This window comes from Formosa sediminum, assembly GCF_007197735.1.
In the GTDB taxonomy this organism is placed as follows: Bacteria; Bacteroidota; Bacteroidia; order Flavobacteriales; family Flavobacteriaceae; genus Formosa; species Formosa sediminum.
Genome location: NZ_CP041637.1, coordinates 1,483,929 through 1,500,537, shown reverse-complemented (window position 1 = coordinate 1,500,537; position 16,609 = coordinate 1,483,929). Strand labels below are relative to the sequence as shown.

The following is a 16,609-nucleotide window of genomic DNA, read 5'->3' as shown; positions in this document are numbered from 1 at the left end:
GTTTTTTCTTGCCAAAATTTTCATTTTTAACTATAAATTGACTGTTTTGATGTACCCATGAAGTCCAAAATTTAGATTAAATTTCGATTTCAAGTGCTCGTTAAAAACTGTAGTTTTTTACCAAAATCTGTTATATTAACTTAAATAATTTAGGGAGAACATATATTGTACTTTAAAGTAATAGCACTTTATGATTACATTTGGTTTAATATTGAATTATTTAGAGTTAATACGTCAACATTAATTATAATATTTTAGCATCTATTTTTAGATAAACATTGGAAGACAAAAAACAACATAATAAAAACGCTAAAAAACATAAGGTTTTTAAAATTCTAAAGATTATAGGTATAGTCTTTTTTGTTTTATTCCTAGCCATAATCTTATTTATTAGAAGTTCTTGGGGACAAAACATTATTATAAATTATGCAACCACTTTTGTTTCTAACAAAACGCATACTAAGGTTGAAATTGAAAAACTCTATATTACATTTGGAGGCGATATTAAATTAAACGGACTATATCTAGAAGATACCAAAGGAGATACGCTTATATACTCTAAATCTCTAGAGGCCGATTTACCACTTTGGCCTGCCATTACAGGAAAAGGAATAGGCATAGAAGCCATAGAATGGGAAGGCTTTCGTGCCAACATTGTTAGAAAAGATTCGATACAAGGCTACAATTTTCAATTTTTAATTGATGCTTTTGCTACAGCAGACACATTAACTGCTACAACTACTGAAACGGATAGTAATCCTATGAAAATAATAGTAGAAGATATTCATTTAAAAGATTTTGACGTAGATTTTAATGATGCTGTTTTAGGTATTGCCAGTAAAAGCAAATTAGGAGTATTTAACTTAGAGTTTGATACTTTTGATTTAGAGACAATGGATTTTAAGGTTTCTGAAGCTCTTATTTCTAATTCTAATATTACTTATATACAAACTCCTGTAGCTCCAAGTACAGATACAACCACTACAAGTTTACCATATATAGATATAGATGATTTTAAAATTAAAAATTTAAAAGTAAATTATTCTGCAGAAGAAAACGGCATAACACTCAACACCAACATTTCAGATTTTTATATTGAAAATGCAAGTATCGACTTACCAAAAGACACATTTATTATTGATGCTGTAGGGTTAAAAAATTCTGACATAGCGATTTTGTCTAGTGATACAGCTACGCCTGAACCACAAAATGAAGCACCATCTTCTTCTCCTATAGCTTGGCCAGAAATGGTTGTAAAAATTAATGCTATAGACTTTGCAAACAATACCGTACAATACCTAGTTAATCAAAAAATACCTACTCCAAATACTTTTAACGCAGACGCTTTAGTTCTAGAAGATTTTAACTTAAATATCAAAGACATCTATCTTTTAGATAAAACTGCCGGTCTAAATCTTAATACATTGTCTTTTAATGAAGGCTCAGGATTACACCTAAAACAAGGACAAGTAAAAGTTGAAGCTACAGACAACAAACTTTTAATTGAAGATCTAAAATTAGCTTTAAATAATAATCTTATTCAAGGAGACAGTCGTTTAGATTATAACGGTATTTCTGCTTTAGTAAACACACCCGAAACCTCTAAAGTTAGCTTAAAACTACCCCATTTTCAAGTAGACCTTAAAGATGCTTATAGGTTTCAACCTGATTTAAAATCCAATCCGTATCTAGACAGTTTAAGTCAGAAAGTAATTACAGGACAACTCTATGCCGATGGCTATTTAGCTTCAATAGCATTACAAAACACAACTTTAAACTGGGGTAAAACAACCCATATTGCAACTACAGGCTTAATTGAAAATGCTACAAATCCGGATCTTTTAAGTTTCAATATTTCAAATTTTAAAGCAGAGACGTCAAAACCAGACCTTCTTAAATTTATAGACGAAAAAACATTAGGCATTAACCTCCCAGAACAAGTTACTTTACTTGCCATACTAAAAGGGAATTTAAATAATTTAGAAACTACAGCAAAACTTAATACATCTCAGGGTATAGCCAATTTAAACGCAACTTATACAGATAATGATACTTTAGGTTTCACTTCCGATTTGAGTATTGAAGATTTTAAGCTAAACGAACTTTTATTAAATGAAAACTTAGGAGCCCTTAGTCTAACTGTTAAAGCTAGCGGATCAGGAAAAAATATAAATACTCTAGATGCAAATCTAGACGCAATGCTTTCTAGTTTTAAACTAAACTCTTATGAAATTTTAAATTTACCCATACACGGTGACATAAAAAATGGAACAGGAGATATAAATTCTAATTACAAAGACAAAAACATAAATCTAGAACTCCAAACACATGTTGTTTTAGATAGTATATCGCCAGAAATTAATGCCAATTTAAATATTATAGGAGCAGATTTGCTTGCTCTTGGGCTTGTAGAAAAAGATATACGTGCTAAACTTAAACTTAATGCTAATTTTAAAGGAAATGCAGACCGTTTTAATTTAACGAGCTCTATAGACGAAGGCACTATTGTTTATGATAATAAAACTTATTTGTTGGGCGATGTAAATGCTAAAGCTTATGTTAATACAGATTCGACCTATGTAAGTCTTACTAATAAATTATTAAACTTAGAGCTTGCATCAAATGCCAACCCGCAAACTTTTAGTAACGCTTTAGAGCAACACATGTCAAGTTATTTTTCACCCGATTCTACACTTACCATTTCAAAAGACTATACGCCGGTACATTTAAAATTCACAGGAAAACTTAGTGAAGATCCAATATTAACAGACATATTCCTACCAAGTTTAAAACAAATTGACACTATAGATATAGGCATAAATTTTAATGAATCTGAAAAAATATTGGATGCTAATATACTAGCACCGCACATTAATTATGGAGGAAACACTATAGATAGTTTAGCTTTAACGTTTAATACTGCTCCAGACCTATTTAAATTTAATTTCGGATTTAATAACATTCATGCAAATCCCATATTTTTAAAACGTACGGAAATAACAGGACAAGTCTTAAACAAAGAATTAAATTTAGATATGTATGCGTACGATGAGGAAGACCTCCTTATGCAGTTAAAATCTAAAATAAAAAAAGAAGACAATAATTTCATATTACACCTCTTGCCAGAAGATCTTATTATAAACAAATTGGCTTGGAAAATACCTGAAGATAATTATGCTTCTTACGGCACAGATAAACTCACCTTTAACAATTTTAATTTCACAAAAAACAATCAGTTTATCGCATTTACTAATACAACAACTACAGAGACTAACATAGATAATTTTTCTATAGCCTTCGAAAATTTTAATTTAATTGAGTTTTTAAACTACTTAAATCCCGAACAAGAATTAGCTCAGGGTATTTTAAACGGAAACTTAACAGTACAAAACCCTTTTAGCGACCGGGGCTATTTAGCCAATTTAACAATTAATAAATTTAATGTATTAAACACTAATTTTGGCACACTAACATTACAAGGCGATTCTGAAACGAACGCAAAATATAACTTTAGTTTATCTACAAAAGAAGGAGATGCAGATCTAGATATTTCAGGCGTTTACACCGCATCAGAAACCAATTCAAATATTGATGCAGATATAAATATTAATACGTTTAAAACAAAAGCACTCGAGGGGCTATCTTTAGGAGAACTAACAGAGACTTCCGGTTCTTTTAATGGCCAATTTAACATTAATGGAGCGTTAAATGCTCCGCAATATAAAGGCGATTTAGTGTTTAACAAAACAAGATTTAAAGTCACTAAACTCAATAGTTTTTTTGAGCTTCCTAATGAAACTTTAAATATAGATAATTCGGGGATTAGCATGACTAATTTCACGATTAACGACGAAAACAATAGTGCTTTTATTCTTGATGGTTTTATAGACACCGAATCTTTAATTAATCCAAAGTTCGATTTAAAGATTAAAGCAAATAATTTTCAAGTTTTAAATGCAACTAAAGAAGATAATGATATGCTTTATGGATTCTTAGCTTTTAAAGCTGATGGCACAATTAAAGGCGATTTAAATGTCCCTATTATAAACATTAAAGCCGGTGTGAGTCCTAAAACAAATATAACCTATGTAATGCCTTCTTCTACTGTAAATATTGAAGATCGTGACGGTGTAGTCATATTTGTAAACAGAGATAATCCGGATGCTATTTTAACTAGAAATCAAGAAGACATGACTGAGGTAACTGGTTTTAATATCACAGCAAATTTTTCTATTCCAAAAGAAGCTAAAGCCACATTGGTTATCGATAAAAATACAGGAGACAACTTTACAACTTCTGGTGAAGGTAAATTTTTATTTAAAATGGAAACTAACGGCCGGATGAATCTTTCAGGCGTATATACAGTATCTAGCGGGCATTACGAGATGAGCCTATATGAAATTGTAAAACGTAAATTCGAACTGGTTTCTGGCGGTCAAGTTACTTGGTCTGGAAACCCTTTTGATGCGAATCTAGATATACAAGCCTTATACAATGTAGAAACCTCAGCATCGGCCTTAATGGCTGCTCAGATCTCTGGTTCAAGCAGTTCTACACAAAACGAATTTAAACAAACATTACCTTTTGAGGTCTATTTAAATGTAGATGGCGAACTCATGCATCCTAAAATATCTTTTAACTTAGATATGCCTGAAGAAGAACAAGGAGCTGTAAGCGGACAAGTATATGGGCGTTTACAACAAGTTAACCAACAAGAAGGCGAACTAAACCGACAAGTATTTTCACTTTTAGTCATGAATCGTTTTTACCCAGAATCTGGAAGCGATGGTAGCAGTGGTGGCTTTGCTTCTATTGCTAGAGATAATTTAAATGATGCGATCTCAGATCAGCTCAATATGTTTTCAGATAAATTACTAGGAAGCTCTGGCGTAGAACTCGATTTTGGATTAAATAGCTTTACAGATTATCAAGGCGACTCCTCTCAACAACGCACACAATTAGAAGTAGCCGCACAAAAAAAACTATTTAATGATCGGGTTATTGTTCGTGTAGGAAGTGATGTAGATATCGAAGGAAGTAGTGCTTCTGGAGAAGAAACACCACTAATTGGTGATGTAAGTTTAGAATACTTAATTACACCTAGCGGAAAATATAGAGTAAAGGCCTTTCAGAAAAACGAATTTGAATCTGTTATAGATGGTCAAACCACAGTAAGTGGACTCGCTTTAATTTTTACTAAAGAATTTAATAAGTTTAAAGAATTATGGTCTGCATTACTTAATACTGAAAAAGAAAAAACACGAGGTAAACGCGGCCGTAAACGCAAAGAAGAAATTGAAAAACCACAGGAAACAACCGAATAAATATTTTGAAAAATAAGATCAACTTTGGCTCTATAAATGCGTGCTTCAAATATATATTTGTATTGCTCAGTATTGTCTATTTTCAATCCTGTAGCATTGCTAAATATATCCCTGAAGACGAATTATTATATACCGGTGCTAGTCTAACCTTAGAAACAGATTCTATTATAGAAAACAAAAGCGAACTCAAATCCGAGTTAGAATCTACAATACGTCCTGTTCCTAACACCAAATTTTTAGGCATGTATCCGGGGTTATATTATTACTATAAAAATCAGAAAGAAAAACCAGGGTTTATTAACCGCTGGCTATACAAAAAGATAGGAGAAGAACCTGTTTACCAATCTTCTATCGAGACTTTTGAAGTGGAAGATATATTAGTAAACCGATTAGAAAACCATGGATTTTTCTATAGCAGTGCTTCTTCTGAAATTTTAGAAGACGAAGACAACAGTAAATCTTCTATTGCCTATAACGCACACATAAAACAACCTTATATAATGGGCACTTATAAAGTAGATTCTTTACCCGATCCCATATTCTCAGAGATAAAAAAAAGTGTAGCTAATACCGAGTTTAAACCAGGTATACGTTTTGATTTAGATTATTTAAAAACAGAACGATTACGCATAGATTCAGATTTAAAGAAAGCTGGATATTACAATTTTAATTCGGAGTTTTTAATTTTTGAAGCAGATACTACCCGCTACACTAATAAAAAATTCGATTTATATCTAAGGCTCAAATCATCTGTTCCCAAAGCAGCTACATTGCCTTACAAGATTGGTAAAATAAATATTTACACCAATTACGACATAAAAAAAGACAGCGTTAAACAAACCGTTACACGCTACAATAATAAAAGCTATATTCAAGACGAAGAATTTTTTAAATTAAGGCACTTAGATCCGTTTATTACCCTTAACGAAAATGAATTATACGACCCAGAAGCATCACGAAATACGGCAAGACGCCTTTCCACCATAGGTACCTATAAGTTTGTAAATATTCAGTACGAAGAGCAAGACAGCACGCTAACAGACAGTTCTAAAGTAGTAGATGCTAACATTTACTTATCACCGCTAAATAAAAGGTCCTTAAGAGCAGAATTGCAGGCTGTAACAAAGTCAAATAATTTTGCAGGGCCAGCTTTAGAGTTTTCATACAATAACAGAAATATCTTTAACGGTGGAGAAATCTTAAGTCTTAGTGCTAATATTGGTTACGAGCTTCAGGTAGGTGGTGGTAATTCTATTAGCAATACTTCTTTAGGTCTGAAATCTGAATTGATATTACCGCGAGTTATTTTTCCGATAAAGATTAATGAAGATTTTTTTGAATATTCTATTCCTAAAACTAAAACCAGTATCGGTATAGATTATTTAAACCGTACAGAATTATATACATTATTATCTGGAACGGCCGAATTTGGGTATTCGTGGAATGCAAACAGATACACCACACACGAGATAAATCCGTTCTCTATAAATTATAATAACTTAATTAATACGTCTGATGAATTTGAAGCCATTTTAGATGAAAACTCGTATTTAGAACAAAGTTTCGAACAACAGTTTATTGCGGGTTTAAACTATTCATTTATATATAATGAAATGATAAATACTTCTAAAAAACACCAGTTATACACCAACGTAACTTTTGACATTGCAGGAAATGCCCTTAGTTTATTCGACTCAAAAAACAACAATGAAACTCAAACTATTTTTGGACTAGAATATGCGCAGTATGTTAAAGCCGATATTGATTTCCGTTATCATTTTAACTTTGATAACGAAAACAAACTCGCTACCAGACTATTTGCTGGCTACGGTATCCCTTATGGAAATTCAGAATATATGCCATATATTAAACAGTACTATTCTGGTGGTCCAAATAGCGTTCGTGCTTTTAGAATTAGATCTTTAGGTCCAGGAACATATGTAAGCGAAGAGGATACAGATGATGATTATTATATAGACCAAACTGGAAATATTAGATTAGAAGCAAATTTAGAATATCGTTTTCCATTATTCTCATACTTTAAAGGTGCTGTATTTGCAGATGCTGGAAACGTATGGAATTCTACAGAAATAGAAGATGTACCTGGCGGAAAATTTAGCTCAGATTTTATTAAAGAATTAGGTATTGGTGTTGGTGTTGGTCTTCGTGTAGATGTACAAGGCTTTGTAATTAGATTTGATTTTGCCACGCCAATTCATGACCTCGCTTTAGAAGAAGGTAAACGGTATGAGTTTCAGTATAAAGAAACCACGTTTAACTTTGCAATAGGATATCCGTTTTAAACCTTATAAATCAAAAATTGGTATACTCTAACCATAGCATACAACTAATCACTAAATTTACAATCTAGTATTAAACGTATGACAAATAATTTTGAATTAAGGCACGTACATGTAACGCGGTATATGATGCCTTTAAGAGAAGGAGGTTCGCTGCCTGCATTGGCAGAAGCCGACGACGATTTTAAGTATGTCTTAAAGTTTAAAGGCGCAGGACATGGCCCAAAAGCATTAATTGCTGAACTTATTGGCGGACAGATAGCAAAAGCGTTAAACTTACAGTTACCTGAACTAGTTTTTGCACATTTAGATGAAGCCTTTGGAAGAACAGAAGCCGATGAAGAAATTCAGGATTTATTACAAGGCAGCCAAGGTTTAAATTTAGCACTTCATTTTTTATCTGGAGCTATAACTTTCGATCCCGCTGTTACAACTATAGATGAGACTTTAGCCTCTAAAATTGTATGGTTAGATGCTTTTATTACCAATGTAGACCGTACCTTTAAAAACACAAATATGCTTATGTGGCATAAAGAGCTATGGTTAATAGACCATGGTGCATGTTTATACTTTCATCATTCGTGGAGCAATTGGGAACAATCTGCAAAGAGTCCTTTTAAGCTTATTAAAGATCATGTATTACTACCTCAAGCATCTAAAATTAAAACTATAGATGCTGAATTTAAAGCAATATTAACACCAGAAATAATAAGAGACATCGTAAATTCTATTCCTGAAGCATGGTTGCAAAGAGAAGATATAGATAGCTCTCCAAATGCCATTCGAGAGGTGTATTATAATTTTTTAGTGACGCGTTTAGACCATTCAGAAATTTTTGTAAATGAAATTGAACATGCAAGATCTTAAACTATACGAATATGCTATAATACGAGTAGTACCAAAGTTAGAACGCGAAGAGTTTATAAATATAGGCATTATACTTTTTAGTAAACAGGCTAAATTTATTACAGTTTTATATGATATACCTTTTAAAAAAATAAAACTATTTGCTGAAGATTTTGATGTGGACCAATTAGCTTTAAACATAAAAGCTTTTGAAACTATAGCTAAAGGGACTTGTACAGATAGCCCTATTGCACATATGGATATACCATCTCGTTTTCGTTGGTTAACAGCAATTAGAAGCTCCGCTATACAAACTTCCAGACCTCATCCAGGCATGTGTTATCACCTCGAAAAGACTTCGCAACGCTTATTTGAAGAGTTGGTTTTATAAAATTAGTTAAGGCTTAACAAAATTAAAGGCTTCATCCTTGTTTTTGAAAAGATGAAGCCTTAATCTTATAATATTAGTGTATACTTTAAACTTAAGTTACTTAACTTGGAGGATAGCATAATAATATCTTTGAAGCCGTACTCGATTTAAATGTAAGTTCTGAAATCGCAGCAGAGATAAAAATCTCATCACCTTGAGCATAGCTATATTCTTTACCATTACACGTCATTACACCTTCACCAGAATAAATAACAGCTACATAAAAGGCACCGTTACCTTTAATTTTATGACTCCCATCTAGTAGCAATTCACTTAACCCAAAACAATTTGTATGCTTGGCATTAAATAATGTTCTTAATGTAAATTCTTCCGAACTATCTAAAATCTCTGGTGTAATTTTCCATGCATCAAGCGCTTCCTGTAACGTATAATTATCATAATGAAAACACTCTAACATTTTTTCTTCACCAACACCTTGATGTATAAGTTCTGGTCCAATTGTTAAGCCATTAGGTGTTGTTTTTTCAACACGCATGGTGTAATCTGTAGGTTCCTGAACTTCCATTAAAAAACAACCTGCACCAATGGCATGTGGGACACCACCATAAATCATGAAAGCATCTCCTGGCTTGACTTCAATTTTATGCAAACAATCTAACATGCCTTGAATGTTCTGATTCTCAAAATGAGTACGCCACTCTTCGCGGGTAACATGTTTTTTAAAGCCCATGTACACGACACTTTTTTCGCCGTCTATTTCTCGAGTATTTAAAACATACCAAGATTCTGTTTTACCAAATTCTGAATTAAAAACAGTTTTTGCATAGTTTTTATCTGGATGTACTTGAACTGTTAAACGTTCTTTAGAATCTAACATTTTAATAAGGACACCTGTAGTTCCAAATTTTTCGGCAAGAGTTTCTCCTAAATACAACTCCAGATTAGAATGTATTAATTCTTTTAAAGGTATAGTACCTTCTTCTGTATCTATAAGCGATAAACCTTCATCTGCAGGTCTATTATTCCCGCGTGCTGTAACGGTAGACATAATCCATTCTTCTGGCATGCTTCCGTCTGTTTCAGGAGTTGTTTGCTTCCATCTATCAATCAATGCACCGCCTTCATACGTTCTCCACACTCTATTATGAAGTTGTTTTAAAGGCATATGTGCATATTTTTGTAAGTGATCACTCATGATTTCTTATTTATATTTTAATATGTATTAGAAAATTAAAAAAGGTTATGATTAAAAGTACCCCATAAATCCAGTTAAGGCAACATACAACATGTATATGTTAAAAATTAAAGTTGCACCTAATGCAATATTCATCCATATACTTGTTTTATATTCCTTCATAACTTCTGTCTTGTTTAATAAAATAATTAAAAACAGTGTAATTAAAGGCATTACAAATGGACTTAATGCTTGAGAAGCTATTAAAATCCATACAGGCTTTCCTCCAAAAAATGGAACAATTGCACCACTTAAAGCTACGATAACCACTAAGGCTTTAAACAATGGTTTTTTCATGTTTCGCTCTGTTCCAGTATAATCTGCTATTAACCAAGGAAACAATAGTAAGTTAGGAAAAATAGAAGACAATCCTGCTCCAATAATTCCTAGGGTAAATAACGTAAGTGCAAAATCTCCTGCCCATGGTCCCAATGCACTCATCATATCTGTAGCGTCATTAACCTTAATACCTTGAAAATATAAAGTTCCCGTTGCACTAATCATAATAGCTAAACTAATAAAGAACGTTAAGGCCATAGACGACATGGCATCTCTATTTTCTGTTTTTAAATCTTTTATTCCCCACTTTTGTTCTTGCACTAAGATACTTCTTGATGCTAAACACACACCAGCCATAGTAGTACCCACAATACCTGCAATAACAAGACCAGAATTATCGCCATGCGGCAATTCTGGAAAGAAATCAGATATATTAGTTACTGTTTCTTTTACAACCATTACACTAGTTGCAATAAAAGACAGTGCCATAAATCCAACCATAATACTCATTGCCTTTATAAAATTCTCATGTTTTCCCGTCCAGAATAATCCAATTAGTAAACAAATAAAGAAAATAGAAACTGCTGGAGCATTAAGAAATGATATAGATGTTTTTACAGAAATCCATTCCATTGTAACCTCGGCCACAACTCCCATAACACCTATTACAGAAGACACTATTGAAACCAGCAGAGCTACAATAATAAAAATAGTAACAGGCTTACCAAATGCTTTTTTAAAATTATACATAAGCGTATCTCCAGAAACAATTGTTAATTTACTAATAGAGACAAGTAAAAAGTATGTAAAAAAACAAGATAATAATAAAGCCCAAGAAAGGCTTAAACCGTAATTAGCCCCAGAAACAACCATTGAGGTTACACTTCCTGTGCCAACTACATAACCAATAATAAAGAATGCAGGTCCAAAATCCTTTAATCCTTTTTTAATTTTATCCTTAAATGATAATTGAGTTGATGTCATGAATATTTAGTAGTTTTAGAATTTAGTTTAGTTTTACAGAAGCTTACACACTCTTTATTAACAAGTTAAATCACTTTGTGTTATAAGTAAGATAGATAATAAAAATATTCACTACTCCGTAACACAAATCAACCCTATTAACTGCCGTGGTTACTGGCATTAAAAGTATATAGCTCCATAAATTTAGGCAATTAATCTTTAAAAAAACGACTGATTTAAAGAAAGATTTTTTTTACAAAATTTAAGGTTTAAAACAATTCTTTTTAGGTAGTTAAATACTCGAGTTTTTGTTATAAAGACCGTTACTTTATAGAGAATTAATTTTAAACTAAGATCAAAAAAAAAATACTGGCCTATAATTTAGACCAGTATTTATTCAACAACAAAATTTATATATAAAAGTATATCTACTTTATACTATTTCACCTAGTAACCAGGGTTTTGTGTTAAGTTAGGATTTCTTTCTAACTCATCTTCTGGTAATGGTAACAAGTAGTCATCTGAAGTAAAGAAAGGCTTATCACCTTCTAATCCACTTGAGTTAAATACTTCATTTCCTATTTGTCTTCTAACAATATCGTACCATCTAATACCTTCAAAAGCAAATTCTAATCTACGCTCTTCTAAGATATCATCTACAGTTACAGTTCCTGTAAGATCTGCTGGCACAGCACTTGGTGGGAACGTATACTCTTCATCTGCTCCAGTTTTAGTTGCTCCACCAAGTCTTGCTCTAGCTCTAACCTGATTAACATACATAAGCGCTGCATCGTTATTACCCAATTCTACTGCTGCTTCGGCTGCAATTAATAATACTTCTGCATAGCGAATCATAGAGTTATTGTGGCTAGTTGCTCTAGCGTTTGCACGAGCAAATGGTCCTGGGTAACGCATATACTTAGCAATGTAAGGTACGTTTTTAGCAAATTCATGTCCGCTAATATCAAATTCTGTATAATCTACAACTGTACCATTAATTGAAGCTCTGTCGTCTAAACTTACAGCTCTTCTGTAATCTCCTTCATCCCAAGTTGTATATACTGCAAGTGTAGGTACCGCTACAGACCATCCACCACCAAGGTTTCTATCGTCTCCTCTAATACCTGTCATAGGAGCAGTTTGATCGTAAGCATTATCTTCAGCTTCAAAATTATTATAGTCTACAGCAAAAATTGGTTCTGAAGACGCATCAATAACATTCGCATTAAATAAGTTTTGGAAATTAGAATCTAAGGCTAAATTATATGCTCCAGCATTACTAATAACTTCTGTAGCTTCATCATAAGCATTTTGGTATTCACCTAAAGTTAAATACACTAAAGCTAAATATGAACTAGCTGCTGCTTTAGAAGGGGTTGCTCTAGATTCTTGCGTGTCTGGTAACCATGTTTTAGCAAACTCTAAATCTGCAATAATATTATCATACACTTCTGATGCTGGTGTTCTGCTAATTGAAGTCGCTGCATCAACATCTGTAATTGGCTCACTAATGTATGGTACAGCACCAAATAAACGCACTAAATGAAAGTAGTAAAATGCTCTCGCAAAATAAGCTTGTGCTGTTACTGGGTTTTTGATTGATTCATCTACATCTACATCTTCTGCTCCTGCAATCGCTTGGTTAGCTGCTGCAATACCTTGATAAGTTCTTGGCCAGAATTCACTAATCATACCGTTACTTGCTAAAGTAGAAAACTCTTCCATCTCTACCCTTCTTGTCTCGTTAGAAGCAAGACTTACCATATCTGAACGTAGCATTAAAGCTATAGATAATTTTCTTCCCCAGAACTGTTCGTTAATAGCATGTGTTAAAGCTCCATTAACAGCTGTTTGAATATCACTTGTTGTTTGAAAGAATCCCTCTGGTGACAATAACCCTACTGGTTCTTCCTCTAAATCTGAACATCCTACAATTGATATGCTTACCAAGAATAAGAATAAATATTTATATATTTTCATTTTTTTTCTTTTTAAGATTATTTATTAAAATTTCAAGTTAAGACTAAAGTTTACAGACTTAACAGTTGGATAGTTTCCAAAGTCGAACCCTTGAGCTGTGTTAGCAGATGTGTTATTATCTCCTCCAGCACCATAATAACTTACTTCAGGATCTAAACCTGAGTAATTAGTAAAGGTTAATAAGTTTTGTGCACTAACTGAAAATCTTAATGATTCTAAACCAAATTTCTCTATAACATCTACTGGTAAGTTATATCCTATGGCAATGTTTTTTAATCTTATATAACTTCCGTCTTCTACAAAACGAGAAGATACTTCTCTGTTACTGTTATTTCCAACTCTTGGATCATTGGTATCTGTATTTGTCGCTGTCCAAGCATTGTTGTAGTAACTCTTAGTAGTATTTGCATCTCCGTTAGTTAATTGAGAATCTGTTAAATTAAAGATTTCTCCACCTTGAGACCCTTGAAAGAAAATACTTAAGTCGAAATTCTTATAACTAAAGTTATTTGTAAAACCAAATGTATAATCTGGATTTGGATTACCAATTGTTGTTCTATCTGCTTCGGTAATATCTCCACTACCATCTAAATCTGCAAATAATGGATCTCCAGCAACACCACCAGCTAATGTAGCTGTACCTTCTGGCACATCATTTCCTTGGTATACTCCTTTATAATCGTAACCCCAGAATAAACCAACTTCTTCACCTTCTCTTAATACATAACTTCTGTCATGACTCCAGTAGCTTGGTGTAGCATCAAAGAATAAATCTGCTCCGTTTGCTAAGCTAACTACTTCGTTTTTATTAAATGCAATGTTGAAATCTGTAGACCAGCTAAAGTTATCGTTTGTAATGTTTCTTGAATTGATTGCAAATTCAAAACCTCTGTTATTTATTTGCCCAATGTTAGCTAAGATATCATCTCCTGTATACCCTAAATATTCAGTAATGGTATTATCTGTTAATATTAAATCTTTAGTATCTATATTATAATAATCTGCAGAAAATGATATTCTATTACTTAAAAATGACACATCTACACCGGCATTAAACTGGTAAGAAGACTCCCATTTTAAATCTGGATTAGCAGCTTGTTCTGGAGTAATAGCACTTACTGTTTGTCCATTACTAGAAGCATAAAGTGTTTCAAATCTCGCTAAAGACTCGTAAGCTCCAATTGAAGGGTTTCCAGTTACACCATAACTAGCTCTTAATTTTAAATTTGAAATAGTTTCGCTATCACTTAAGAAGTCTTCGTTAGATATTTTCCAACCTAAAGCTCCAGAAGGGAAGATTGCATATTTTTCGTTTTCAGCAAAGTTAGAAGCTCCATCACGTCTTACAGTAGCAGTAATTAAGTACTTATCGTCCCAATCGTAATTTAATCTACCAAATTGAGATTGAATTTCTACAACAGAGATAGAAGAATCTGGTGTTAATACATTTGTTGCAGAACTTAATCCATAATAAGAGAAACTATCTGAAATAAATCCTGTTGCTTCTGAGTAAAAATTTTCTGAAGTTGTTTTTTGGTAAGAATAACCGGCTAATAACGTTAAGTTACCTTTTCCAATCTCTTTGGTATAGGTTAAGTAATTTTCACTTAACACACTAGTTTCTCTATCAGTCTCTACAGATGCTCTACCGTTATCTCCTCCTGCTGTTTGTGTTAATACAGATGGTAAGTAAATACCGCGAGTAGAATTTTCTGTACTTAGACCAAATGTTGTTTTAAAAGTAAGATTTTCTAAGATATCATAGTTAGCATAAAAGTTAGCTCTAAAATCATCTGTTTTAGTTTCATCTATTCTTTCTTTTGCAACGGCATAAGGATTGTCTACTGGATCTCCAACAGTGTTTCCGTAGTTATATGTTCCGTCTTCGTTATAAACTCCTTGATCTGGAGCATAACGCATTGCTAAAGTAATCACATCATCTCCACCTGCAGAAACCGAACCGTTAGATTGTGTAGCAGCACCATTTTTAGTTCCTCTACTTCCAAAAAGATTCATACCTAATTTTAACTTATCAGTAACCTGAGCATCTATATTAGATAAGAACGTTGCTCTTTCAAAATCTGAATTGATGATGATCCCTTCTTGATTGAAGTAGTTTGCCGAAGCATAAAAATTAACTTTTTCTGTACCTCCTGAGAATGAAAGTTGGTGGTTTTGAGTACTACCAGATCTGTAAATTAAATCCTGCCAATCTGTATCTGCATCGCCTTGAACATATGGAGAAGATACACCGTTATTTGTTCTAATTTGATTTTGGTAATCTGCAAACTCATCTGCGTTTAATAAATCTAATTCGTTAGAGATAGAGTTAATCGCATATGAAGAATTTAATTCTACTACTAATTTACCACTTCTACCTTTTTTAGTAGTCACTAAAACAACACCATTAGATCCTCTAGAACCATAAATTGCTGTTGCGGAAGCATCTTTTAAAACTTCCATAGATTCAATATCGTTAGCTTGTGGCATTGAAGCTCCCACAAAACCATCTACTACAATTAAAGGAGAACTACTTGCGTTAATAGAAGTGTTACCTCTAATTTTAATACTAATAGGAGCTCCTGGCTCACCACCATTATTAGATTGTACTACAACACCAGCAGCACGCCCTTGCAGTGCTTGCTCTGCATTTAATACTGGAAAGGCTGTTAAATCTTCAGATTTTACTGAAGACACAGCACCAGTTATATCGCTTTTCTTTTGAGAACCATATCCAACTACTACAACCTCGTCTAATTCACTAGCATCTTCTGCTAATACAATATTAAGAGTTTGTTGATCTGTAATTGTGACTGATTGTTTGATGTAACCAACGTAAGAAAACTGAAGTACATCTCCAGTAGTAACATCTAATTCAAACTTACCGTCAAAATCTGTAGCAGCTCCTGTTGTAGTGCCTACTACAAGAACATTAACGCCAGGAATAGGCATATTGCCCTCATCTGTTACTGTCCCGGATAATTGGTATCCGTCTTGTGCAAATAATGATATATTGAATATCAATACCAGCATTAAAGTTAGTTTAGTTTTTAAATTCATTTGTAATTTGTTTTGGTTAAAAAAAATTTTAAAAAATCAAAATAATGATTTACAAAATTGGCGTACTAGATTGGTTTTCTAGATTGGTTTACCAATTTCACAATGCTAAGATATGTTATTATAGTGTTAAAACCATAAGTATTTTGTAAGAAATACAAAAAACACCCATAAAAAAACAGAATTTAACAAAAACAAACCTAAATAATTATATATATATCATTACAAGGACTAC

The 16,609-nt window shown here is 32.8% G+C and carries 8 protein-coding genes; 4 read left to right on the top strand and 4 right to left on the bottom strand.

What is annotated here, in order from left to right; all coding sequences use genetic code 11:
• Positions 1 to 278 precede the first annotated feature (278 nt).
• The 4 genes from FNB79_RS06500 to FNB79_RS06485 all read left to right on the top strand — a co-directional run bounded on the left by FNB79_RS06500 (position 279) and on the right by FNB79_RS06485 (position 8,861).
• A complete protein-coding gene (locus FNB79_RS06500; protein WP_143380541.1) occupies positions 279 to 5,324 on the top strand; it encodes a translocation/assembly module TamB domain-containing protein in 5,046 nt (1,681 codons plus the stop codon).
• 62 nt (positions 5,325 to 5,386) lie between these two features.
• Positions 5,387 to 7,627 (top strand): translocation and assembly module lipoprotein TamL, encoded by a 2,241-nt coding sequence (gene tamL / locus FNB79_RS06495; RefSeq protein WP_246073340.1) that lies wholly within the window; start codon positions 5,387 to 5,389, stop codon positions 7,625 to 7,627.
• Between the two features lie 78 nt (positions 7,628 to 7,705).
• The gene (locus FNB79_RS06490; protein WP_143380540.1) at positions 7,706 to 8,491 is read left to right on the top strand and encodes a HipA family kinase; all 786 of its coding nucleotides are present in this window, start codon (positions 7,706 to 7,708) and stop codon (positions 8,489 to 8,491) included.
• Complete coding sequence (locus FNB79_RS06485; protein WP_143380539.1) at positions 8,478 to 8,861, top strand: DUF3037 domain-containing protein; 384 nt, start codon at positions 8,478 to 8,480, stop codon at positions 8,859 to 8,861. Before FNB79_RS06490 ends, FNB79_RS06485 begins: the two co-directional genes overlap by 14 nt.
• A gap of 100 nt (positions 8,862 to 8,961) precedes the next feature.
• Here the strand turns inward: FNB79_RS06485 and FNB79_RS06480 are convergent, their stop codons facing one another.
• The 4 genes from FNB79_RS06480 to FNB79_RS06465 form a co-directional block, all read right to left on the bottom strand.
• Positions 8,962 to 10,056 carry a type I phosphomannose isomerase catalytic subunit gene (locus FNB79_RS06480; RefSeq protein ID WP_143380538.1) on the bottom strand — a complete coding sequence of 365 codons (1,095 nt, stop codon included), beginning with the start codon at positions 10,054 to 10,056 and terminating at the stop codon, positions 8,962 to 8,964.
• A gap of 51 nt (positions 10,057 to 10,107) precedes the next feature.
• The gene (locus tag FNB79_RS06475) at positions 10,108 to 11,358 is read right to left on the bottom strand and encodes an NRAMP family divalent metal transporter (RefSeq protein ID WP_143380537.1); all 1,251 of its coding nucleotides are present in this window, start codon (positions 11,356 to 11,358) and stop codon (positions 10,108 to 10,110) included.
• A gap of 426 nt (positions 11,359 to 11,784) precedes the next feature.
• Positions 11,785 to 13,317: a RagB/SusD family nutrient uptake outer membrane protein gene (locus tag FNB79_RS06470; RefSeq protein ID WP_143380536.1), complete on the bottom strand. Its 1,533-nt coding sequence runs from the start codon at positions 13,315 to 13,317 to the stop codon at positions 11,785 to 11,787.
• Between the two features lie 24 nt (positions 13,318 to 13,341).
• Positions 13,342 to 16,377, bottom strand: a complete 3,036-nt coding sequence (locus tag FNB79_RS06465; protein WP_143380535.1) for a SusC/RagA family TonB-linked outer membrane protein — start codon at positions 16,375 to 16,377, stop codon at positions 13,342 to 13,344.
• Positions 16,378 to 16,609 lie beyond the last annotated feature (232 nt).

What these genes read in the sequence shown, in the direction of transcription:
- FNB79_RS06490 (WP_143380540.1), top strand. Translation starts at nt 7,706, where the DNA reads ATGACAAATAATTTTGAATTAAGGCACGTACATGTAACGCGGTATATG.
- FNB79_RS06485 (WP_143380539.1), top strand. Translation starts at nt 8,478, where the DNA reads ATGCAAGATCTTAAACTATACGAATATGCTATAATACGAGTAGTACCA.
- FNB79_RS06480 (WP_143380538.1), bottom strand. Translation starts at nt 10,056, where the DNA reads ATGAGTGATCACTTACAAAAATATGCACATATGCCTTTAAAACAACTT.
- FNB79_RS06475 (WP_143380537.1), bottom strand. Translation starts at nt 11,358, where the DNA reads ATGACATCAACTCAATTATCATTTAAGGATAAAATTAAAAAAGGATTA.
- FNB79_RS06470 (WP_143380536.1), bottom strand. Translation starts at nt 13,317, where the DNA reads ATGAAAATATATAAATATTTATTCTTATTCTTGGTAAGCATATCAATT.
- FNB79_RS06465 (WP_143380535.1), bottom strand. Translation starts at nt 16,377, where the DNA reads ATGAATTTAAAAACTAAACTAACTTTAATGCTGGTATTGATATTCAAT.